Source organism: Corynebacterium sp. HMSC065H09 (assembly GCF_001812845.1).
GTDB lineage: Bacteria > Actinomycetota > Actinomycetes > Mycobacteriales > Mycobacteriaceae > Corynebacterium > Corynebacterium jeikeium_D.
Window position 1 is genome coordinate 76,078 of the sequence record NZ_KV810602.1, and the last position, 22,147, is coordinate 98,224.

General features: G+C 58.0%; 23 protein-coding genes. 12 read left to right on the forward strand and 11 right to left on the reverse strand.

All coding sequences use genetic code 11. The features are described from left to right. Positions 1 to 6: 6 nt before the first annotated feature. The 8 genes from HMPREF2878_RS09710 to arsC form a co-directional block, all read right to left on the reverse strand. Positions 7 to 1,833 carry an amino acid ABC transporter ATP-binding/permease protein gene (locus HMPREF2878_RS09710; RefSeq protein ID WP_070429479.1) on the reverse strand — a complete coding sequence of 609 codons (1,827 nt, stop codon included), beginning with the start codon at positions 1,831 to 1,833 and terminating at the stop codon, positions 7 to 9. A 1-nt stretch (position 1,834) separates the two neighbouring features. Further along, the gene (locus HMPREF2878_RS09715; RefSeq protein WP_242451373.1) at positions 1,835 to 3,553 is read right to left on the reverse strand and encodes an ATP-binding cassette domain-containing protein; all 1,719 of its coding nucleotides are present in this window, start codon (positions 3,551 to 3,553) and stop codon (positions 1,835 to 1,837) included. 117 nt (positions 3,554 to 3,670) lie between these two features. After that, entirely contained in the window at positions 3,671 to 4,696 is a 1,026-nt protein-coding gene (locus HMPREF2878_RS09720; protein WP_070439421.1) for an ABC transporter substrate-binding protein, read from the reverse strand. A 111-nt stretch (positions 4,697 to 4,807) separates the two neighbouring features. Beyond that, positions 4,808 to 5,668, reverse strand: coding sequence for an ABC transporter ATP-binding protein (locus HMPREF2878_RS09725; RefSeq protein WP_016422346.1), 861 nt, complete (start codon positions 5,666 to 5,668; stop codon positions 4,808 to 4,810). Beyond that, a complete protein-coding gene (locus HMPREF2878_RS09730; protein WP_231367182.1) occupies positions 5,665 to 6,654 on the reverse strand; it encodes a FecCD family ABC transporter permease in 990 nt (329 codons plus the stop codon). Before HMPREF2878_RS09730 ends, HMPREF2878_RS09725 begins: the two co-directional genes overlap by 4 nt. 250 nt (positions 6,655 to 6,904) lie before the next feature. Beyond that, positions 6,905 to 7,072, reverse strand: coding sequence for an antitoxin (locus HMPREF2878_RS09735; RefSeq protein ID WP_016422348.1), 168 nt, complete (start codon positions 7,070 to 7,072; stop codon positions 6,905 to 6,907). Positions 7,073 to 7,225: 153 nt separating this feature from the next. Then, positions 7,226 to 8,623, reverse strand: coding sequence for an MFS transporter (locus tag HMPREF2878_RS09740; protein WP_049172657.1), 1,398 nt, complete (start codon positions 8,621 to 8,623; stop codon positions 7,226 to 7,228). A 197-nt stretch (positions 8,624 to 8,820) separates the two neighbouring features. After that, the gene (arsC, locus tag HMPREF2878_RS09745) at positions 8,821 to 9,165 is read right to left on the reverse strand and encodes an arsenate reductase (glutaredoxin) (protein WP_070653432.1); all 345 of its coding nucleotides are present in this window, start codon (positions 9,163 to 9,165) and stop codon (positions 8,821 to 8,823) included. A gap of 274 nt (positions 9,166 to 9,439) precedes the next feature. Here arsC and HMPREF2878_RS09750 point away from each other — a divergent pair, with 274 nt between their 5' ends. From HMPREF2878_RS09750 to HMPREF2878_RS09780, 7 genes are all read left to right on the forward strand, one after another. Then, entirely contained in the window at positions 9,440 to 10,570 is a 1,131-nt protein-coding gene (locus HMPREF2878_RS09750) for a metal ABC transporter substrate-binding protein (protein ID WP_016422351.1), read from the forward strand. Between the two features lie 23 nt (positions 10,571 to 10,593). Further along, a complete protein-coding gene (locus tag HMPREF2878_RS09755; protein ID WP_042388536.1) occupies positions 10,594 to 11,262 on the forward strand; it encodes a metal ABC transporter ATP-binding protein in 669 nt (222 codons plus the stop codon). After that, a complete protein-coding gene (locus HMPREF2878_RS09760) occupies positions 11,252 to 12,082 on the forward strand; it encodes a metal ABC transporter permease (protein WP_016422353.1) in 831 nt (276 codons plus the stop codon). Before HMPREF2878_RS09755 ends, HMPREF2878_RS09760 begins: the two co-directional genes overlap by 11 nt. Next, positions 12,075 to 12,893 (forward strand): metal ABC transporter permease, encoded by an 819-nt coding sequence (locus tag HMPREF2878_RS09765; protein ID WP_016422354.1) that lies wholly within the window; start codon positions 12,075 to 12,077, stop codon positions 12,891 to 12,893. The genes HMPREF2878_RS09760 and HMPREF2878_RS09765 overlap by 8 nt, the downstream gene beginning before the upstream one ends. Before the next feature lie 3 nt (positions 12,894 to 12,896). Further along, the gene (locus HMPREF2878_RS09770) at positions 12,897 to 13,589 is read left to right on the forward strand and encodes a metal-dependent transcriptional regulator (protein ID WP_049172669.1); all 693 of its coding nucleotides are present in this window, start codon (positions 12,897 to 12,899) and stop codon (positions 13,587 to 13,589) included. Positions 13,590 to 13,681: 92 nt separating this feature from the next. Continuing rightward, the gene (locus HMPREF2878_RS09775) at positions 13,682 to 13,999 is read left to right on the forward strand and encodes a hypothetical protein (protein ID WP_126107947.1); all 318 of its coding nucleotides are present in this window, start codon (positions 13,682 to 13,684) and stop codon (positions 13,997 to 13,999) included. Continuing rightward, positions 13,996 to 14,517 carry a hypothetical protein gene (locus tag HMPREF2878_RS09780; protein ID WP_049193626.1) on the forward strand — a complete coding sequence of 174 codons (522 nt, stop codon included), beginning with the start codon at positions 13,996 to 13,998 and terminating at the stop codon, positions 14,515 to 14,517. Before HMPREF2878_RS09775 ends, HMPREF2878_RS09780 begins: the two co-directional genes overlap by 4 nt. A gap of 13 nt (positions 14,518 to 14,530) precedes the next feature. Here the strand turns inward: HMPREF2878_RS09780 and HMPREF2878_RS09785 are convergent, their stop codons facing one another. Further along, positions 14,531 to 15,496 carry an NADP-dependent oxidoreductase gene (locus HMPREF2878_RS09785; RefSeq protein WP_224784254.1) on the reverse strand — a complete coding sequence of 322 codons (966 nt, stop codon included), beginning with the start codon at positions 15,494 to 15,496 and terminating at the stop codon, positions 14,531 to 14,533. 30 nt (positions 15,497 to 15,526) lie between these two features. After that, a complete protein-coding gene (locus HMPREF2878_RS09790; RefSeq protein ID WP_049189356.1) occupies positions 15,527 to 16,213 on the reverse strand; it encodes a GntR family transcriptional regulator in 687 nt (228 codons plus the stop codon). Positions 16,214 to 16,361: 148 nt separating this feature from the next. Here HMPREF2878_RS09790 and HMPREF2878_RS09795 point away from each other — a divergent pair, with 148 nt between their 5' ends. From HMPREF2878_RS09795 to HMPREF2878_RS09815, 5 genes are all read left to right on the forward strand, one after another. Beyond that, positions 16,362 to 17,573, forward strand: coding sequence for an NRAMP family divalent metal transporter (locus HMPREF2878_RS09795; protein WP_049193630.1), 1,212 nt, complete (start codon positions 16,362 to 16,364; stop codon positions 17,571 to 17,573). A gap of 91 nt (positions 17,574 to 17,664) precedes the next feature. Further along, positions 17,665 to 18,438, forward strand: a complete 774-nt coding sequence (locus HMPREF2878_RS09800) for a LamB/YcsF family protein (protein ID WP_049193632.1) — start codon at positions 17,665 to 17,667, stop codon at positions 18,436 to 18,438. A gap of 71 nt (positions 18,439 to 18,509) precedes the next feature. Beyond that, the gene (locus HMPREF2878_RS09805; RefSeq protein WP_049172678.1) at positions 18,510 to 19,163 is read left to right on the forward strand and encodes a 5-oxoprolinase subunit B family protein; all 654 of its coding nucleotides are present in this window, start codon (positions 18,510 to 18,512) and stop codon (positions 19,161 to 19,163) included. A gap of 18 nt (positions 19,164 to 19,181) precedes the next feature. Further along, positions 19,182 to 20,066: a 5-oxoprolinase subunit C family protein gene (locus tag HMPREF2878_RS09810; protein ID WP_049172680.1), complete on the forward strand. Its 885-nt coding sequence runs from the start codon at positions 19,182 to 19,184 to the stop codon at positions 20,064 to 20,066. An 87-nt stretch (positions 20,067 to 20,153) separates the two neighbouring features. After that, entirely contained in the window at positions 20,154 to 20,621 is a 468-nt protein-coding gene (locus HMPREF2878_RS09815) for a GNAT family N-acetyltransferase (RefSeq protein ID WP_049193633.1), read from the forward strand. Positions 20,622 to 20,670: 49 nt separating this feature from the next. Here the strand turns inward: HMPREF2878_RS09815 and HMPREF2878_RS11230 are convergent, their stop codons facing one another. After that, positions 20,671 to 22,146, reverse strand: coding sequence for an NAD(P)(+) transhydrogenase (Re/Si-specific) subunit beta (locus HMPREF2878_RS11230; RefSeq protein ID WP_070653433.1), 1,476 nt, complete (start codon positions 22,144 to 22,146; stop codon positions 20,671 to 20,673). Position 22,147 lies beyond the last annotated feature (1 nt).

Consider the following 22,147-nt stretch of genomic DNA (forward strand, 5'->3'; position numbering starts at 1 on the left):
AGGAGCCTAGACCTCGGCGCGCGCAAGTCGAGCAAATGCGCCGTCTGCGTTCAGGAGGTTGTCATACGTGCCGCGTTCGATGAGCTGGCCGTTTTCGATGACCAGGATGTCATCGGCCTCGGCCAGTGTCTGAAGTCGGTGCGCAATAAAGATGCAGGTCGCTCCACATGCGCGGGCATTGTCCACGATACGAGCCTGCGTCAGTGGATCCTGGTGGCTGGTGGCTTCGTCGAAAATAACAATCTTTCCGGCGAGGTGTGCAGCGAGGTCATTGGGCTTAGTGCCGTCGGCTAGTACCGCGCGTAAGTAGGTGCGGGCCAGCGCCAGACGTTGACGCTGACCACCGCTGAGCCGCTGCGCGCGGCGGCCAATGGGCCTGTCCAACGGCATCTCAGCAGGGTTGATGGCGGCGAGTTCGAGCGCCCAGTGCATCAGTGATTCGGGAACCTCGCAGCCATCAGGCGCGCCGAGACATAGATTCTCAGCGATGGTGGCCTCCATGAGAAAGGGATTCTGATCTGCGACAACAACCGTTCGGCAGACATTGGTTGAGCCGAGGTCACGGGCATTGTGGCCATTGATGATGACCTCGCCGACATCCGGATCGACATGCCGCTGGATTAGCCGGGAGAGTGTGGACTTGCCCGAACCAGTTGGGCCGACCACACCGATGAACTGGCCTGAGGCAATGCGCAGATTGATCTTGGTCAGTGCAGGGTTATCGGCGCCAGGGTAGCGGTAGCTGACATCGCTCAGTTCGAGGGCAGGGACTGAGTCGCCGGAGTTGGCCCTCGCGGTCTGCGCGTGGTGCAGGTCCAGCGACTCCGGCTGCTTCGGCTCTTCCACAGTCGGCGGCTGCGCGGCCAGCTCCCTGATCCGAGTGACTGCATTGAGTCCCGCTGGCAGAGAAGATGCCAGGCGCTCGATCGAATCCATTGATGAAGCAGTTCCCGCCACCAGGGACGTCGTCACCAAAACAGCAGGGAGCATACGGTAGTCGGCTGAAAGCGCCGGGATACCAGCACAAAAGACGGCAATGCTGCCACCCCAAATCCGAAGTCCGGTCGCGCCAGAGCGCAGTCCAGCCCGCTTGCCGCCTGCACGCATTTTCTGAGCAAGCTGTTCATCGAGCTCACGCAATCCCCGCAGCCGCTGCTCGGCTGCGCCGTAGATGAGGATTTCCTCCCGAAGGCGCAGCGTATCGGCAATGTACTGCGCAATGTCCGTGCGTGTGGAGTTCGTTGCGGAAGCCTCCGTCGTCGCCTTCTTAGAGCCTGCGAGCGCAATCACAAAGCCAACCGCGAAGGTCAGCGTCAGAGCAATCGCAGGCAGGGCTCCGGCAGTCGATGCCGCTGTCACGACCGCCATCAGCGGAATCAGTACGGCCGTCACCGCGGGCGCAATTGTGTGCGCGAAGAAGACTTCCACTCGGTCAACATCACGAATCGCAATTGTGTGAATCCTGGCAGTACCCAGCCCATCGGTTACCGCGGGCGCCTGCGGGATAAGACGCTCGACGATCCACAGCCGCAGCTCGCCGAGCAGCCGAAACGCAGCCAGATGCCCGAGGTACTGCTCGACATACCGCAGAATCGCTTTCAACAGCGCCAGCCCTGCAACCACGCCAATGACCGCCCACGTCCACTGCATGCTCAAGCTTTGCGACGAGTCGGTTGCGTCCCACTTCGACAGCGCAATTGTGGCAATTGCCCAGGCGGGCACAGCCAGCATCAATGCACCCAGAATGTGCCCAGCCACGCGTGCGAGGATAGATGCACTGAGCGCTCCGCGAGCCTGTGCGGAAAAGCGCAGCAACCAGATGATGTTGTTCATGTCAGCTCTCCTCGGTCAGCGCTCGTGCGTAATACTCATTGCTTGTGCTCAGTTGGTCGGGTTTGCCCGCAGCCACGACCCGGCCTTCGGCGACGACAATGACCAGATCAACGTCCGATAGCGCTTCCATGCGGTGAGCGACCATGATGCTCGTTCGTCCTTCAGCAAGGCGGGTCAAGGACTCCTTGATGAGACCTTCCGTCCGACGATCGATGTCCGCTGTCGGCTCGTCGAGAAGCACAATCGGAGCGGCGCCGAGCAGACCACGCGCAATGGCCAGGCGACGTCGTTGCCCGCCTGAGAGCCAATTGCCCTGATCGCCGACCTCCGAATCGAGACCACCAGGGCGCTGCTCGATTTCGGTGAGTAAGTGCACGTCGCGAAGTGCTTTTCGCATATCGACGGCCGTTGCGTCCGGGCATGCGATGCGAAGATTGTCCGCGACGGTGGTGCCGAAAATGGCTGGCTGCTGGGAGATGAGCAGCGAGTTGGCGAGCAACTCCGGGGTCGAAAGCGCGTGGCCGTCGAGGCAGACTTCCCCGGAATGCGGCTGCAGGCCTGCGAGTACACGCAGGAGTGTGCTCTTTCCGGAACCGCTGGGGCCAACGATGCCGACTCTGCTGCCGGCTGGAATTGTCAGGTTAATATCGGAGAGAATGCGCTTTTCGCCGATGTCAACGCTCAGATCGCGGAGGGAAATCTCCGGTGCGTGCGGTGCGGTGGCTTTGGTGGAATGCGCTGTTCCGGCTGTGAACGCTTCAGCGGCAGGCTCGCCGAATACCTCCACAATTCCATTTCGATGCGTGCGACCGCCGAGTCCGATGTAGAAAGTGCGGCCGACGCGATTAACGGGCTCATAGAGCAGAACGGATAGGAAAACACCTGCGAGGGCTGTGCCAACGCTGATTGCATCTGCCTGCAAACGCAGCAGGACAAGGCCGATTGCTGTAGTCGACATTGCAATGCCAAAAACCGCGTCGTTGACAATGATCATCAGCTGATTGCGGGCGAGCAGGGCGGTGAGCTCAGACATCGCAGTGCGAGTTTGGCTGGCAAAACGTGCCATGACTCGATCAATTGCTCCAAGAACTTTGAATGTTCCCAGCCCTTCGAGCATCTCCAAGTAGGCATGCGTGGCCTTCGCTTGCTTTCGGCGATACGTCGCATTGGATTTCCGCAGAATCTTTCCAGCGCCAATAATGATCAACGGCGTGAAAATGAAAAATAGTGCCAGCCACAAGGCGGTTTTCGTATCCACCCACAAAGCCCACACCGCCAAAATGATCAGTGGAGCACTAAACGAGGCCAACGTGGGAGCGAGAAATGTCGCTCGGTAATTCGCGGTCTGTTCGACGCTTGTGGTCGCGGCATCGAAGAGTAGGCCTTCGCCTGTGTTGGACGCGCTTCGGTGTGCGTGACCAGCTTTCCCTGCGCCGTGCCCTCTTCCATGCGCGTGCTTCGGGGCTTGTTCAGGAGCGGAAAACTCCGGCTTCAGCACACTGCCAACCACATGTGAGCGCCACAGCTTTTCCTGCTCGCCAGCAAGCCGTGGTGGCAATGCCTCGGTGACATAAGCACAGAGGCTTCCCAGAATGACCGCCACAATTGCAGCGGACAGGGATTCATGAAGTCCCCACTGCCCAAACCAGTTGCCGCCACTGGTGTCTGCGACACCGCCGTACAAACTGCTGAGAGCATCGAGCGTGTATCCAAGAGACACGGCGCTGAGAGCGAAGAAAAAGCTGCGCCCCCAGCTGGATAACAAAACCCAGTGCATTCGGCGGGGTGGGGAAGTCAGTGCTTCATGAATCCACATAGCGACGTGAAAACCTATTTTCTATTTAGCCAGTGCGTCAGCGATCTCACGCAGTCCATCGGGCATGTGCATTCCGGCGGTGCCAGAGGTCGTCTTCGCATCAATTAGTTGCACTCGATCATTCTTGACCGCAGCGACGTCGGCAAGCGCCGGATTATCCAGCAACTCCTGGAATGGAGCCTTGCCCTGGCCGTGGAAATCCTGAATCAAAATGACATCCGGATTCAGCTGCACAATTGTTTCCGGATCAGCGGGAACGGCACCCGGGCGCTTACCCTTTGGCGAAATCGGCTCGCCACCGGCCAGCTCAACGAGATTCGTCGTCGCCGACTGCATGCCCATAATCATCTTCTGACCACCGCGGGCAAACAGGACCAGCGTCTTTGGCTTAGTTGTGGAGTCAATTTCCGAGAGAATCTCTTCGGTTTCCGATTCAATCTTGGCAACCATCTCGGCCGCCTTATCTTCGGCTCCGAGCAACTTGCCGAGTTTGGTCACCGACTCTGCCAGCGCCTTCGGCGAGGCGAAATCACTGCTGGCAAACGCCGCGGTCGGAACATCGCTGGCACCCAGCAGCTCACTTGCCGACTGCTCCTGATCATGGCGGCTGGTCATCAACACCATGTCCGGCTCATAGGACAGAATCTGCTCCGGATCCGGCTTCGTGGAGTTGGCAATCGCGTTAGGCACCTGACGCGCCAGCTCAACCTGATTACCCGAGCTCTCATCGAGCGCATTCTTCGTCACGGCTACGACACGCTCTGGCCCAACCAGTTCCAACGCCAGATCCGCAACCTCGGTCGACAGTGCAACGATGCGCTTCGGCTGACTCTGCACCGTAACGTCGTGGTCACCGACGGTCACAGTACGCGGCCACTGCGCCTGCTGGTTTGTCGAAGTTTCGCTTGACGACGACTGCTGCGCCGTCTCCTCCGAGGAAGAACAAGCGACCACCGCAGCGAGGGGGAGTGCTGCAATCAACGGCAGAGTGACGGCCTTTTTAGAGTTTCGCTTCAAGGCAGAGATAGGAGAAGTTGGTGAAAACACGAAAGTACTTCCTTGAGTGTTGAGTTTTGATTGTTGGGGAGTTTTCGGTTGCGTTGGTGCTAGCTGGAATCAGACAGTGTGAGTCAGACAGTCTGAAACAGCCAACTGCAATCAGTCAGCCGGGCGAGCCCGAGCCAACGCCGTCACTCGCACCGAACCGGTATGTGGATCGGTATCGACAGCGCTGGAGATGCGATAAATCGCATCTATTCGGGGAGGCGTCAGCACTTCTTCGGCGGAACCAGTGACTTCCAATCCGCCGTTGTGAATCACACTGAGCCGGTGGCAGCTGCGGGCCGCGAGGTTGAGGTCATGAAGGACGACTCCGATACCGTGGCCCTCGTCGGCAAGCTCGCCGAGGAGCTCGAGGATTTCCAGCTGAAACCCGATGTCCAAGGCCGCAGTGGGTTCGTCGAAAAGCATGACCTTGGCCTGTTGTGCCAATAGCTTTGCGATGAACACCAATTGCCGCTGCCCGCCGGACAGAGCCGTGATGGGACGGTCGGCGAGTGCGGTGACACCAACGCGGTCGAGGGCATAGGCGACGATGTCGTGGTCCGTGGAGTTCAGTGAACTGCGGAAACGGTCACGCCGACGGTGGTGCGCGTACCTGCCGAGTGCCACGACAGTTCGAACGTCAATAGCGGCATCGGCCGGTGTGTGCTGCGGCAGGTACGCCAACCGGGTGGCGCGTTCGTGGGCACGAAGCTTCGTCAGCGGCGCACCGAGGAGCTCAACCTGCCCCGAACTCGGTGTCACAATGCCCGCCATAGCACGGAGCAAGGAGGATTTTCCGGTGCCATTGGAACCGATGATGCCGTGGACCTCGCCAGGTCGAATAGCGAGGTTCACGCCACTTACGACGGTCCGATTGCGGTAACCGACACTGAGGTCGGTAGCCCGCAGCAGCGCGGTGCTATCGGCGTCTGGCTTAGTGACGTGGTCGCTGAGGTTTTGTGTCTGCTGACTCATGACTGGCGGCCACCTTGCCGAAGAATCAACGCGAGTAGCGCCGGTGCGCCAAGGAACGCGGTGACTGTGCCAGTTTGCAGAGCAACTGGGGAAAAGAGACTGCGGGCGACGAGGTCGGCGAGAATGAGAAACACTGCGCCGAGGCACATAGAAATGGGCAGCAGGCTGCGGTGATCGGGGCCGATGGCAAGGCGAATCAGGTGCGGGACGACCAATCCGACAAAGGAAATAACGCCAGTGACAGCGACGCCCGCTGCCGTGACTAACGCAGCCAGGGCGAGCAGCAGTTGCCGGATCCACACTGTGCGCATACCAGTGGCAGCGGCCTGTTCTTCGCCGAGGAGGAACAGGTTGAGTTCGGGAATGAGCATCATCAAGATAACCGTGCCGACGGTAATGGGGCCGACTGCCAGTGCAATGTCCTGCCAATTCGAAGCAGTTAAATCGCCGTTGAGCCAGAACATGGCCTGTTGAGCGTCATCGCTGTGTGGCGCGTTCGCGATGGTGGCGGAGATGACTGCGCCGAGGAACGCGTTGAGTGCAATACCGACGAGCAACAGGGTTGCTCCACTGCCGCCATTGAGACCGGCGACGATTTGGACAAATATGACAGCCAGCAACGCGCCTATGAATGCGCCAGCCGAAAGAACCCACGGTGCTTTCGCGGCCACGCCAGTGACGATGAGAATGACGGCTACCACTGCTGCACCGGAGGAGACACCGGTAACACCGGGTTCGGCCAGCGGATTGCGAAAAACTGCCTGCATGGTTGCACCTGCGACAGCGAGCGAGGCACCGACCAGTCCAGCAAGGAGGACACGGGGCAGCCGGATGCTCCAGACAAGTGATTGCGTGGCAGGGGATATCTCTGGCAGAAGGTGGTTGAGAGCCGGGAGGTCGTCGGAAAGCGTCTTGATGAGCGGGGTGAGCAGCGCGACGATGCCGTTGCTGAAACCTGTTCCCGCGGGGCCTATGGAGATCGCCAAGAGGATTGTGGCGGGGACGGCCAGGAAAAGTAGAAAGCCGAAGAGCCGGGCTCGAAGTTTTTGTTTTCGAGTGCGCGGAAGAGAAGCTCTATCGACAATAGTTTTCACTTGGTTAATGATGGACAATTTGAAAATAATTGTCAATAAAGGCGTGTCGGTGGGGCTGTGGGGTCCCCTAAGAACAGCAAAACCCCGCACCAGCTCCCTTGTGAAAACAGGGTGCTAATGCGGGGTGAAGAAGCTCTGTAGCTTACTTCTTGTCGCCCAGGCGCTCGTCTGCCATGTCGCGAACCTTCTTGATCTGGTCGGCCTTGTCCTCGCCGAGCTTGTCCTTGCCCAGCTGCTCAGCCTTGTCCAGAACCTTGTCGGTGTTCTCTTCGTTGCTCAGTGCTTCCTTGGCCTTGTCCATAAGTCCCATGGTGAAGACTCCTTCCATTTTTAATGTCTATTCGCGTTTTTTCGTTTGCGGCATAGAGTGTACCGATGAATTGGCGACGTTGCGACCGTTTTGGACTCACGGAGCGAATCCGGGATTCGACTGGCAACACCGTGACTGACGGCTATTGAGTGGCTATTGAGCTGTCTTGGTGCGGGCTTCATCTGCCTTGTGCATGACTTCGCGCTCGTACTTGCCGACGAAGATCATGAGGACAAACGCAATAGCGACAACTCCAATGAGGGTTGCGAATGTGACATTCCAGCCTGCGAAGTCGATCAAGAGACCGACACCAGTGGAGGCGAGTGTTGCGCCGAGAAGGTATCCGAACAATCCAGTGAAACCAGCTGCGGTTCCCGCAACATACTTAGGCGAGAGGTCGATGGCCTGCAGTCCGATGAGCATGATTGGGCCGTAAATGAGTGCGCCGATCAGGGAGATGAGCACATAGAACATCCACAATGGTGCCGTAGCGGGTAGCTGCCAGTATGCGAAAATGGTGATGCCGGTGCCGATCAGGAAGAGCATGCCGGCGCCTGAGCGCCAACCCTTGAAGACCTTGTCGGAGACCCATCCGCACAGCAGGGTGCCCACAATTGCTGCGCCCTCGTAGAGCATGAATCCGATGATTCCGCCCGTGACGTTGGTCTTGTGCAATTCGTTTGTCAGGTAAATCGGAATCCAGTTGAGAACGCCGTAACGAAGTGCGTAGACGAACACATTGGCCAGCGCCAACATGACGATAACCGGATTGGTAAGAACATGGTTCTTGACGATTGCGAACCAGGGTTCTTGTGCCTCGTCATTAGTTCCTTCGACCTTGTCTGGGTCGTTACGGTATTCCTCTACCGGAGGCAGTCCCATGGATTGCGGGTTGTCTCGAATCAGCAGGAATGCGATGGCAGCAATCACGAGCGCGACAATCGCCGGTAGCCAGAATGCGGGAGTCCAGTCGGCATCGGAAGTGGCGAACGAATGCAAGCCCCAGGCTGCCAGAGCACCACCGACGGCGGCACCGACATTGTGGGCAGTGTTCCAGATCGACATCAAAGTGCCGCGCTCGGATGTCGAGAACCAGTGGACGACAACGCGTCCAGAAGGAGGCCAGCCCATGCCTTGGAACCAGCCATTGATGAACATGACTGTCGCGAAAATCGCAACAGAGGCACTGATCGCTGGGACGAACGCAACAAAGAGGTTTACGACCGCGGACAGTGCTAGGCCAAGCGGGAGGAAGTACCTGGCATTGGCCCTGTCGGAGAGCATGGCCATGAAGAACTTGGATAGGCCGTAGGAGAAGAGAACCGCATTGGCTACGATGCCAATTCCGGCTGCACCCAGTAGGTCGTGCTTTTCCAGCACAGCGGACACCAGGGGGATGTTATTTCTGATGAGGTAGAAGCCCGCGTAGCCGATGAAGATGCCCATGAAGACGTTGAACCGCCAGGTCCGGTAGGTCGGGGCAATCTTTTCCTCGGGAAGGGGAGCTGCTGGGCCGGGGGCGCTGAGCCAGCCGAGCCTCTGACTGCTCATGATGAGAGTCCTTTCGCTGAAGGCCGCCGTTGCCTCTGGTGCAACCTGTGTGGGTGGCTAGGGTGGCAGGCGGATAGCTTTATCGTTTCAGCGGTGAGTTTACAGCGACTTTATCCCCTATTAACGGGTTGTTAACTTCCCGGTCTTGGAGGCCTGTGGAGGGGGTTGGTGTAAAGGCGATTAACGCATGTCATTGGTTAGAGAATGTCGTTAATAGCCTCGGTGGGGCGCGCCATCCGTACCCCCTTGTCAGTGACAACAAACGGGCGCTCAATCAGGCGTGGGTGCGCGACCATTGCGTCCAGGAGTTCATCGTCACTGGAATCCCTGGAAAGCCCTAGTTCCTTGAACTCCGCTTCCTTCGTACGCACAGCATCGATGACATTCAGGCTGGCCGCCTTAATTAGTGAGCGCAGCTCGGCCTTAGTTGGGGGAGTGTCCAGGTATTTGATGATTTCCGGTTCGATTCCGGCTTCGCGCAGTACGGCGAGAGCCTGGCGGGACTTTGAGCAGCGGGGGTTGTGATAAATCTTCGCTTCCATGCCTCCATCATGGCTGATGTTGTGGTGTGAAGGTTAGCGCTGTGGTGAAACCGCCTGCGGTTAGATCCTGTTCACTGTTTATCTTTAAAAATGTAACGCCAAAAACACTTAAGTTCAATAGGTTGAAAATAGTTGTCGTTAGGTTTACTCTCACACGTGATAGATGAACGGCGAAGTGCGCCCCAACCGCCCCTAAGGTGACCAGATTTACTGAAGCGGCCGGTCAGCGTAGCCGTCGCAAAGCAATAACAAATAATCAAGAGCGGACACCAACATGACAATTTCCGGAAAACTTTCGCGATCAGCTAAGTCCATGTGTGCGGGCCTTTCGATCTTGCTAGCGGGCGCCGGCCTTGCAGCGTGTGGCGATGGCAGTGAGGGAGCCAGCGGCGAGAACCCAATCAACGTCGTGGCTTCCACGACGCAGATTTGTGATTACGTGAAGCAACTGGACATCGATGCAGTTGATTTGACCTGCCTGTTGGCGCCGAATGCAACAGCACATGAGCTGGAAATGACCCACGAGCAGCTGACCAAGACTGGTAACGCCGATCTCTTGTTCGTCAACGGCGTTGACCTGGAGCACTTCCTGGATCAGGCGATTGAGTCCTCGGGCTTTTCCGGAACGATGGCAGTAACCAGTGGCGTTCTCACTGCAGGTGACGTAGATGCCATGAAGGCAGCCAAGGACACGGACAAAACAAAGCCACTGCCACCAGAGAAGGCGAAGAATGGTAACTACACCATCGACCGAGGGGTGGAAAAGATTGATGTCGCCCCATGGCCATTCCCGCCGGAAGAACCCGGTGAGGAGGCGGAATTCCGCTTCGATCCGCATGTATGGACCTCACCGAAGAACGCCAAGATCCAGGTTGCCAATATCGGCTATGCCCTGGAACAGGTCGCTGAGGAACGTGGCGACAATGAGCTGAAGTCCACCATCGCCGACCACGTTGCGGCCTACCAGGAGAAGCTGAATCAGCTGGATGAGTGGGCAAATAAGTCCATCGCCACCGTGTCGGACCCTGTGCTGTTTACCAGCCACGATGCCTTTGGATACTTCTCCCACGAGTTCAATATCAACTTCATCGGCGCAGCGCTGTCTGATTTCAACGAGCAGCAGGATGCCACGGCCGCGCATATCGCCGAGGCGGCAAAGACCGTGAAGGACTCGGGTGCAACCGCGCTGTTTGCGGAGAACTCGAACAACTCGAAATCAATTGAGGCGATCGCCAAGGCCGCAGGTGTCAAGGCCATCGTTGGTGAGGACGCACTCTACGGCGACTCCCTTGGTCCGGCTGGCAGTGCCGGCGAGACCTACATCGGTTCCATCATCCACAACGTCACTCAGGTTGTGACGGCATGGGACGGAACTGTCGCGCCGCTGCCAGAGGGCATCAAGTGAGCCGTAACCGCTTAGCTAACCCCATGTCTGCTGACCCCATAGTCACGCTCCGCGATGCCTCATTCGGCTACACGGCGGTACCCATCGTCAATCACATCACCGCCAATGTCGCGCCGGGTACCGGGCTTGCACTCATCGGCGCCAATGGCTCTGGAAAAACGACTGTGCTGCGCGGAATCCTAGGTGGGACTCGTCTTCTCGCTGGTGAGATGCACAACAACGCGAAGATTGTGTCCTACGTCCCGCAGTCGGCAGACCTCGATCGCACTTTTCCGGTCACGGCGTTCGATGTCGTCGCCATGGGGGTGCTGCACGAACTGCGCCCCTTCCAACCGCTTGGACACCGCAAAGAACGCATCCACGCAGCGCTAGCCAAAGTCGGGCTTGCCGACCGCACCAGTGAACGTTTCGGCAACCTCTCCGGTGGTCAGCAGCAACGCGTTCTGTTGGCGCGTGCCATCGTCGCACGTCCGCAACTCGTGCTTCTCGACGAGCCGTTCAACGGCCTCGACACTGAAAATCGGGCGATGCTGCTGAATCTCCTCAACGAACTGAAGGAAAATGGCACGGCAATTATCGCGGCCACCCATGATCTTGTTCTTGCTGAGGAGACCTGCGAAAACACATTAATTGTGGCGGAGCAGCCGGCTTTTGGTGCGACCTCGAAGTTGGTGCCAGCCTATGTGGACTGAGCTTGCGAATGAGCTTGGGGTAGCGCCTTTCATGTTCAGGCCACTAGTGCTGCTGATTGCCCTCGGGGCGGTCTCTGGCCTGGTCGGTGTCATCGTGAACCTGCGTGGCCTCGAGTTCAATGCCGAGGCCATGGTGCATTCGATTTTTCCCGGAATTGTGGCCGGTGCCGTATTCGGCGGCATCGACATGATTATCCCGGTGGCTGCAGCATTTGCGGTGGTAGTGGCAGTAGCACTGACCTTGGTATCGCGCTCGCACATGTCGGAAGCCGGAGTGGCAGTTGTACTGACCAGCTTCTTTTCCATCGGTGTGATTCTCTCGCTGAAGAAAGGTGACCAGTCAGGACAGCTGGAAGCGCTCATGTTCGGGCGACTGCTGGAAGTCACTGACTCCCGTCTCACCAGCGCCCTGATTGTCTGTGCCATCGCCTTGGTTCTTATCGCAGTGACCTGGCGCCGGCAGGTGTTTGTTGCCTTTGATCGCTTCGGTGCCAAAGCCGCAGGCGTCAATGTGTGGGGCATCGACCTCACCATTAACGCGGCGATTGCTGCGGTCGTGGTGTCGTCGGCAAGCGCTGTGGGCGTGCTTCTGGTAGTCGGATATCTGGTCGTGCCGGGAGCGGCGGCGAGACTGCTGACTCGCCGAGTTCATGTGATGGTGCCGATTGCGATTGCAGTGGGCTGCCTCAGCGGAATCGTTGGTTTGGCACTGGTGCCTTTGGGGCCGGTGTCGCCTCAGGCAGTCGTCGCGCTGACCTCGGTGGGACTGTATTTCATGGCACTGGGGCTGCGCGTCGTGCTGGGAGGAGACCGTGTCTAGCATCCTGATTTTGCCCATTATCGAACTGATACTGGTAGGAGCCCTGGCTGGAGTAGTTGGGGTGCTCGCGGTGCTGGGAAAACAAGTGTTCTTCGCAGAAGCGATTACACATGCGACTTTTCCCGGCGCGGTTGTGGGCGTTGTTATTGCGGCAGCGCTCGGCCTGAGCCACTCGTGGATTTCGGTGTTCCTCTTTATCGGAGCATTTCTGATGTGTATTCCGATTGGGGCACTGTTCGGTCTGTCAAAGGTGGGAACGACGTCCTCGGCGGCAGGAATTGTGCTGACATTTGGGTTCGCACTGGGCTACTTCCTGAACAAGTGGTTCGCCCCGTTGCCGGTGAAGGTAGAAAGCTTCCTGGTCGGCAGCGTACTTAACGTGAACAAGATTGATATTGTGCTGTCCGGTGGCCTCTTGCTGCTGGTGGCGTTGGTGCTGGTGGCTCGGTGGCGCCAGCTGATTTACTTCACATTCGATCCGGAGTCTTTCGGGGTCGCGCATTCGAGGAGAAGAGCACAGTTGGTCATCAGCGGGCTGATTGTGTTGACTCTGGTGGCGCTGATTCCGGCTGTCGGCACGATTTTATCCATCGCGCTGTTGGCTGCCCCGGCAGCTGCGCTGGTTGGGGTAGTGAACGATACCCGTTTGCTATTCGTGTTAGCACCATTGATGGGTATCGCGATTGGCCTGGTGGGGCTATTCATTGCGGTGGCGGCGAACTTGTCAGTTGGTGGCTGTATTGGCGTGTGCGCCGGTTGTTTCTATGTCCCCCTCAAGATTGCGGCAACACGCAATAACGCTAGAGTTTAAAGAATGCACGTGGAGGATTTACCAGCAAAGACCCAGGACTACCTCAAGGTCATTTGGGATTTGCACGAGCGCACCGGTGAAAAAGTGGCACTAGGCGACGTCGCTGAGCGGATGGGTGAAAAGAAGCCCACCGCCAGCGAAGCTGTGAAGAAGCTAGCTGCACGTGGACTTGTCAACCACGAGCCGTACCGGGGCATTAGCCTGTCGGACCGTGGGCGGGATATTGCGCTGATCATGGTGCGTCGCCACCGGCTTATTGAAAGCTTCTTGGTCTCGACTCTGGGATACACCTGGGATGAGGTTCACGAGGAAGCTGAAAAGCTTGAGCATGCGGTCTCGGATGATTTCATTAGTCGCATTGATGCAATGCTGGGATTCCCTGAGCGCGATCCGCATGGCGATCCAATTCCCAGCGCCAGCGGTACCATCGCCAGCGCAGTGCGCACTGACCTGACGGATATCGAAGCTGGCGCGATGGTGGTAGTCGATCGTATTAACGACTCCGATCCTGAATTGCTGCGCTATTTGGCTACATCAGGGGTAGGCCCGGGGACCGTGCTCCGAGCCGAAGCCGCACCATATGCAGGTATGCATGTCTTCGCCATCATCGATGAGGTGGGCGATAACGAGCCAAAGAAAATTCATGTGGCAGACTCGGCACTATGGGCAATCAAGGCGACTCCAACAACCAACTGACGAGAGCCGCAGCGCGCTCTTACTATAAGGTGTCGCGGAATCTCACTGGGCCGACGAAAGTGCCACCCGCACCGTCAGTGTCGTTCGACAGCGTGAAGAGTGCTCGTCGGCAGGCATATGCCAGTGTCGAGAGTGTTGATGTGCCGTTGAATGCCATCGCTATCTCACGCGCCGAGCAGCAGGAACACATGGTTGACCTCGAACGTCGATTGAATGCCTCGACCAAAGACATGCGTGCCCTGGTTGACTACGAAGAGCAGCGCATTGCGGTTACTAGCACTGTCAAAGAGGCAATCGTCTATACGCTGCTGGCAATACTCCTTCTGGCAGCAGCCATTGGACTTGGCTACGCCAGCCACCTGGGGGCCGATGCGATTTTGAATGCTGCGGCGGAGGTGACGCCGCGATGAGTAAACGCTCAGGCTCCGACAACGGGTGCGCGACGGTCATTGTCGTATTTTTCTTCTTCGGCCTGATTGTTCAGCTCTTCGGTGTCACGCTGTGGATTCTGCAATATGCATTGCCAGTTGCGGGCTTGGTGCTTGCGATTCTCATTGCATACCAGGCGTGGGTCGGTGTGCGCCGCAGCGCTGAGGCGCACGAGCTCGCCGAGCGTAATCACGCTGAGCTGCAACAGATTGCCATGGACACCGAGTACCAGCTCACCGCAATCCTCTCTGCCTGGGACAACGTGAACACCACAATGGGTGTCGGCACCATCTACAAAGATGTATTTGCCTCCGGTGAGGCTACGCCGGAGCTCATCGAGCTACGCGGTGAGCTCTCTCGTGCTCGGAAGCTAAACAACCGACTGCGCGAGCAGCGTGAAACTATGACCAACCGGGAGCTGGTGGAAGCCATCTCTGATGCCGACGCGCTGTGGTGCTCGCTGACGAAGACGTATCAGAACGCTCGTCGCGAGCTGTAGTAACGCACCTGGTTTACTCGACGGTCATCACAATCTTGCCGTCAGCGTGCCCGTCTTCCAATACTCGGTGGACCTCCGCGACCTCGGTGAGATTCTTAGTCAGTCCGATAGGAAGTGAAATCTCACCGGCAACCACGCGGTCGGCCAGGTCGGCGTAAATAGTCGTGTCATTCGAAATAGCCGGAATGTGCGCCTCAATGCCACGTTCCTTCGCCGGTGCCAGATCGGCCAGTGAAGGTAGCGCCACGATCCGACCATCCGATGGCAACACATCCAGCGAGGGCAGGAAGGTGTCGAAGTACACGCCATCGAGCACAACATCTACGCCCTCGGGGAACCGTCGACGCACAACCTCGAATACATCTTCCGCTGTGTAATCAAGATGCTGCGCGCCAAAGCCCACTAGTTTTTCATGATGGCGTGACGACGCACTGGCCAACACAGTTGCGCCACGGGCAACTGCCAGCTGCGTCATCAGCTGGCCAACGCCGCCGCCGGCACCATGAATGAGTACGGTGTCACCGCTTTTTACCTTCGCTAGCTGATCGACAGCCACGGTCGCCGTGATTCCCACTAGGGCAAGGCCCGCAGCGGTTACGTCGTCAAGCGAATCGGGTGTTCGAACCACACCGTCGGCGGGGAAGACGTTGTGCGTTGCGTAGGTGCCGCGGAAGTCATCGAAGCCGCGCATGCCGAAGACTCGGTCGCCGGGGTGGAAGTTGTCCACACCTTCGCCGACGGCAACGACTTCGCCAGCGGCTTCGCGTCCGAGGACGGCGGGAGGGGTGAACTTTGCGCACAGACCGGAAGAGCCATCGCGCATCTTGTAATCCAGCGGATTCGCGCCGATGGCTGTGGTTTTGACCAGGATTTCGCCGGGACCGGGCTGAGCATGATCGATAAGTGTCCTGGTGAAAATGTCAGCGGGGCCGAACTCCGGAATGGTCATTGCGTATGCGTTGCCTGAATTTGCTGCCATGTCCATCACTTTAGTCCTAGCAGCTAATTATCAACGGTCGGCAAGCGGGAGGGCAGCGGTGACGGCACTGAACGACTCATTGAGGTAGGCGCTGAGGAGGTCGGCGGCGTGGTTTGGGGTGTCCTCGATGAGAACTTTGGCGATACTGATGTGGCGATCGGCGTATCGGGCATGGAGTTCGATGCTTTGGGGGTAGGAGAGGAAGCAAAGACGGAGTTGGGCCTGAATTGATTCGGCGGTGGCTAACAGGTCGGGGGACCCGGAAGCTCTGACGATGGCGAGGTGAAAGGCATTATTCCGTTCGGGAAGGTTCAATGATGACTGTGAACCACAAATAGAAAGAATCTCTTCGCCGAGGAGCTTTGCCTGGCTCTTGCTTAGCGATCGCAGTGTTCCGCATTCGACGACATGGCGAAAGGCATACAGTTCGCGGATGCGTTGTTTGTCGAAGGAAGCGATAAACACGCCGTGATGAGGGATGTGAGTAAGTAGCCCCTCAGATTCCAGCTTGCGGTAGACCTGTCGGATGGTGTTGCGACTGACCTGCAGTCGCGCAGCAAGTTGGGTTTCACGGAGCTGCTCGCCACTGTAGTGCTTTCCGGCGAGAATCTCTCGGCGCAGGACAGTTGCGGTGACATCCGCTACTGAAACGTCTTGTTGTTTTTCCCCAGAGGACGTGTGGGGCTGATCGTCGAGGATGCTTCCGGGGGTAGTCATGTAATACAGACTACTAAAGCACTTTTGTGTGGCGGCCATCACCAATTAACATACGAGACATTGTTCAACAATCTCTGTGCAGGCGATCTTCAACGTGGGAATCCTTCAACGTGGGAATCGTCAGACTTGTAGGGAAAGGCCTTACGCTATGGACGCTTCAACATCTGCCCATAAGGCGCGGCGAACGGCACTCCTCGGCGCCGTATTCCTGATGGCGACCAGTGCTATCGGGCCGGGCTTCCTCACCCAGACCGCAACCTTTACGGCCAAGCTTGGCGCGGCTTTCGCCTTTGCCATTGTGATCTCGGTGCTTCTTGATATCGCGATTCAGCTCAACGTGTGGCGAGTGATTGCTGTCTCTGGACGCCGCGCGCAGGAGCTCGGCAACGCCGTGCTTCCGGGGCTGGGCTGGTTAATGTCAATTCTCATTGTCATCGGTGGTGTGGTCTTCAATATTGGCAACGTCGGCGGTGCTGGACTTGGTGCGAACGCGATGTTGGGCGTGGACGCAAAGATTGGCGGCATTGTTACTGCAATCCTCGCCATTGGCTTCTTCCTCTCCCGTCGGGCGGGTATGGCGCTGGACAAGGCACTCGTTGTGCTCGGTGTCGTGATGATTCTGGTCACTGGAATTGTGGCGTTCAGTTCTAACCCGCCAGTAGGGGAAGCACTGAAGAACACGGTCATGCCCGACACGATTGACTTGTTGGCAATCATCACGCTCGTCGGTGGCACTGTTGGCGGGTACATTACTTACGCTGGCGCTCACCGCATGCTTGATGCTGGCGCCGGCGGTGTAGAGAACCTCGCACAGACCACTCGCTCATCTGTTACGAGCATCATCGTCACAGCCATCATGCGTTTCCTCCTTTTCCTAGCTGTCTTGGGAGTGGTTGCGGGTGGCGTGGTCCTCAATACGGATGGAAACCCCGCTGCAGAGGCATTCCAAGCTGCGGCAGGAGATTGGGGTATGCGCTTCTTTGGCGTTGTCCTGTGGGCTGCGGGAATCTCGTCGATTGTGGGTGCCAGCTACACCTCAGCAACATTTCTGACTCGTTCCTCGGGTGCTGGAGCCAAGACTCAAAACACGATCACCATTGTCCTAATTGCAATCTCCACGCTGCTCTTCGGTGTCATCGGTACGGCTCCAGCGACGCTGTTGGTTTTCGCCGGAGCCTTCAATGGTTTGGTTCTTCCAATTGGCGTTACTGTGCTGATTTACATCGCGCTGTTCCGTGCGGATCTCATGAATGGTTACAAGTACCCGAAGTGGTTGGCGGCTATCGGAATCTTGGGTGTCGCAGTCGCCTGGTTCTTGGCGTGGCGCTCATTCGGCGGTGTGTTTGAAATGCTCGGCTAATCCCCCCCGGTTTCTCGCACAGCTCAGATGAGAACCAACATAACAACGGTACAAAGACCAGCATTATTACTTGGAAGGAGCGGTGACGTTTATGGGCGCCACTATCGATCTCAACTCTGACCTTGGGGAAGCGTTCGGCTCGTGGAAGATGGGTGATGATATCGCTCTGCTGAACATTGCGACCAGTGCCAATATTGCCTGCGGGTATCACGCGGGTGACGCTAGCGTCATGATGGAGACCTGTGAGGCAGCTGCCGTGCGCGGAATTCGCATCGGCGCGCACGTCGCCTACCGCGATCTCGCCGGATTCGGACGACGACGCATGGATTACTCACATCGAGAATTGCGAGCCGAAACCGTCTACCAGATTGGTGCACTTTCGGCATGTGCACGGGCGGTGGGTACCGAAGTTTCCTACGTCAAGCCCCACGGTGCCCTCTACAACCGCATCGCAGTGGATGAAAATCAGGCCGCTGCAGTGGTGGAGGCGCTCCTGCTCGCTCGCTCCACCTGCGGAGATGAGCTTGCCATTATGGCGCAGCCGGGGTCGGTCATCGAACGGCTCAGCCTCGACGCGGACCTCCCTGTGATTAGGGAAGCTTTTGCAGATCGCGCTTACAACTCCGATGGAACTCTGGTGTCCCGAGTACTCGAGGGGTCGGTCATTGTAGAACCCGATGCCGTCGTCAAACGCGTCATTGCAATGGCTAGCGGGGAACCAATCGTCGCCTACGACGGTTCACCGTTGACCGTGCAGGCTGACTCTATTTGTTTGCACGGAGACACCCCTGGTGCGGTCGAACTCTCCCGTATGATTCGCCAAGGGCTCGTCGACGCCGGAGTCACCGTCGCTGCCCACGTATAGCGCGGACTCGCACACCGGTCTTATCAACCGCAGTTTTTCAACCCCGCAAGAAAGAAAGGATCAGCACCGCCATGGCCGAGATTCGCCCTATGGGAACAAATGCGCTGCTTATCGACTATTCATCATCGGCCAATCCGTTGGCGAAGGTACTTCGTGCACACTCTGCTGCGGCTGAGATTGAGGGACTCGTTGACAGGGTACCTGCAGCCCAAACGCTCCTTCTTCGCTTTCGCGGACCGGCTCGTCGTTACCTCGGCGCAGTAGAAACCGCGCTGCGGGGCAACAATGCGCAGAGGCAGACCGTCGACAAGCGAAAAACAATGACGATTCCCGTTCACTATGACGGCGCGGACCTTGAGTCCTTGGCACAAAGCCTTGGGATGAGCCCTCAAGCGTTAATCGATTGGCACTGCGAACGCCCTTGGACGGCCGCGTTCGGTGGATTCGCGCCGGGCTTTTATTACATGGTGCGCGGGAGCGGTCAGGGGTGGCCAGAGCCGCTTGATATTCCCCGCCTTACGACGCCGCGCACTCGAGTTCCCAAGGGCTCCGTCGGACTTGCGGGCCAATTCGCAGGTGTATATCCCATCGATTCGCCCGGTGGCTGGCAGCTCTTGGGACATACAGATGTGGAGATGTGGGACTTGAATCGGCCTAATCCGGCGCTGCTTGAGCCCGGGGTTGAGGTGCAATTTGAAGCGACTTCTACGGTGAGTGCGGCGTAGAAAAAGGGGGCGGAAGAGATGAAGAATTCTATCGAGATTATTCGACCCGGCATATTGACGACGATTCAGGATTTGGGCCGTGCAGGGCAAGGCAGCCTGGGCGTGAGTACTTCCGGTGCGTTCGACCACGAGTCCGCGGCAGCTGCTAACCGGATGGTTGTCAACGAAGAAAGCCTGGCGGTGCTTGAGTGCGTCGTCGGCGGGTTGGAGTTCCAAGTAGCGGAGGGAGCAATCATATCCTTCGCAGGAGCCCACGGTGAGGTGACTGTCGAGCAGGATGGCAAGGTCATCAAGACCTCGATGAATAGTCGAATTGTGGTCGGGGCGAAGGCAATTGTGCGGCTTGGTACCTTCGATGCAGGTCTTCGCGGGTACGTCGCGATTCGAGGGGGCATCGATGTCGCGGAAGTGCTGGGCTCGCGGTCATACGATACGCTCGGCAAGCTCGGCCCAGCGCCTTTGCAGGCCGGTCAGGTCTTGCAGGTCGGCGACCCGGAGTATTCGACGGGGTCGTCAATCGCAATTTATCCCGCGCCTCATTGGTCGAGCGAGGCTGCGCGCTTAGATGTTGTTCCTGGCCCTCGGGCGGACTGGTTTACGCGGGAAAGCGTCAGTGATTTCTTTCACGAGACATGGACCGTGACGCAAGAGGCCAACCGCGTCGGACTTCGGCTGAATGGGACTACTCTTGAGCGCCAGGTCACCCATGAGTTGGCAAGCGAGGGAATGGTCCCCGGTGCGATACAAGTGCCCGCATCGGGGCAGCCGATTATTTTCGGTCCTGATCATCCGGCGACGGGTGGATATCCGGTCATTGGTGTGTTGACGGAGCCGTCATTGTCGAGGGCCGGGCAATTGGTGCCCGGCGCGAAGGTACAATTCCGCCGGGTGCGGGCGGTATAGGTCTGCGGCTTCATTCTGCGCGATGGTGCGCCACTACGTTTGCCAGCTATGAGCGTCACACCGTTCTTCGCAGTAAAATCAGCCACCATGATTGAACACGCCTCCTTTTCTCAACTCAGCGCGACGGATGTTTATGCCATCTCGGCACTGCGCACCGATGTGTTCTATCTTGAGCAGTCCTGTACAGAGCCGGAAATGGATTGGCGCGACCTGGAAGATACCGCAGAGCACTATTTCATCCGCGACGACAATGACTCCCGCAAGATTATTGCGTACTTGCGTGTAATTGACACGCTCGATGAGTTCTCGACGAGCTACCCGCGCACCATCGGCCGAGTTGTCGTCGATGCTGCGAGCCGGGGTAGGGGGTTGTCCTCGAAACTGCTGCAGCAGGTCATCGCTGACCACCCAGATACGGGGCTGATTCTGCATGCCCAGACGCAGGCGAAGGCTGTGTACGCAAAAGCCGGCTTCCATGAGATCGGGGAGACCTTCATAGAAGCCGGCATTGAGCACATCACGATGGTTCGTGATGCAGCCCGTGGCGAAGCCTAGGAATTAATCGCCTAGGCTCCGATTTGTACGGCGTTGCTTGCCTGAAGTTTTAAGCGTTGACCTTCGAACTCGCCAGGATGCGGTTCAGAGAGTCGACGCTGGCCTTCGCATCGCCGATAAGCATGTCGGTGTTTTCGTTGAAGAACAACGGGTTCTGCACGCCCGAGTAACCCGAACCCATCGAACGCTTGAGAACAATCACGCGCTCAGATTCCCACACCTTCAGCACCGGCATACCCGCAATCGGGGAGCCCGGCTGCTCTGCCATCGGGTTGACGGTGTCATTTGCACCGATGACCAGGGTGACATCCACATCAGCGAAGTCATCGTTGACCTCGTCCAGCTCCAGCACGATGTCGTAGGGAACCTTGGCCTCAGCCAGCAGCACGTTCATGTGACCCGGCAGGCGGCCAGCGACTGGGTGGATACCGAAGACCACTTCCTTGCCGGCCTCACGCAGGTTACGGACTAGGTCAGCAACAGCGTACTGAGCCTGTGCCACAGCCATACCGTAGCCCGGAGCGATGAGGATCTTGTCTGCGTCACGCAGAATCTCGGAGGTGTCCTCGTGGCTGACCTCGGTGTGGGAGCCTTCCACGGCGCTTCCCGACGAAGCCTCGGAGCCAAAGCCACCCAGAATAACGTTGGCAAAGGAGCGGTTCATGGCCTCACACATGATGTACGACAGGTAGGCGCCGGAGGAACCAACCAGCGCACCAGTGATGATGAGCAGCGGGTTGCCAAGCATGAGACCGGTGAAAGCGGCGGCCCAGCCGGAGTACGAGTTCATGATGGACACGACAACCGGCATGTCGCCGCCACCGATGGCGATGACCAGGTGCCAGCCCAAGAACAGGCCCAAAGCAGTCACTGCAACCATGCATGCCCATGCGATGGCGCCGCCCTCGGTGCCGGTTGCGATGAAGACAGCCAGGAGAACCAGAGTGACCACCAGAATGGCAATGTTCAGAGCGTTGCGGCCCGGCAGCAGAAGCGGCGAGCCCTTGATCTTCTCAGACAGCTTCAGGCCTGCGACGATGGAGCCAGTGAAGGTCACAGCGCCGATGAAGACGCCAATGTAGACCTCACCGAAGTGGAACTTCAGGGCATCGGGGGCTACATCTTCGGCGAAGATGTAGGAGTTGAAGCCGATGAAGATAGCGCCGAGTCCGACCAGACCATTGAACAGTGCAATCAGCTGCGGCATGCCAGTCATGGCAACGCGGCGTGCGCGACTGATACCGATGACACCACCGATGCCGATAGCGACAACGATGAGAATCAGGGTAATCAGCGGCGAGAAGTGAGTATCCGGCTTGGTGTCTGCGGTCACGAGTGCCTGGAAGATGGCAATGACGACGGCTACAGCCATACCGGCGATACCGAAGGAGTTACCGCGGCGAGCGGTCTCCGGCTTGGACAGGCCCGAGAGGGCAGCGAGGAACAGGACGGCGGCGACAATGTAGCCGACGTTGGACAGGCGGTAGGTCCAGTCCAGAAGCGAAGCAGTATCAATGCTAGCCATT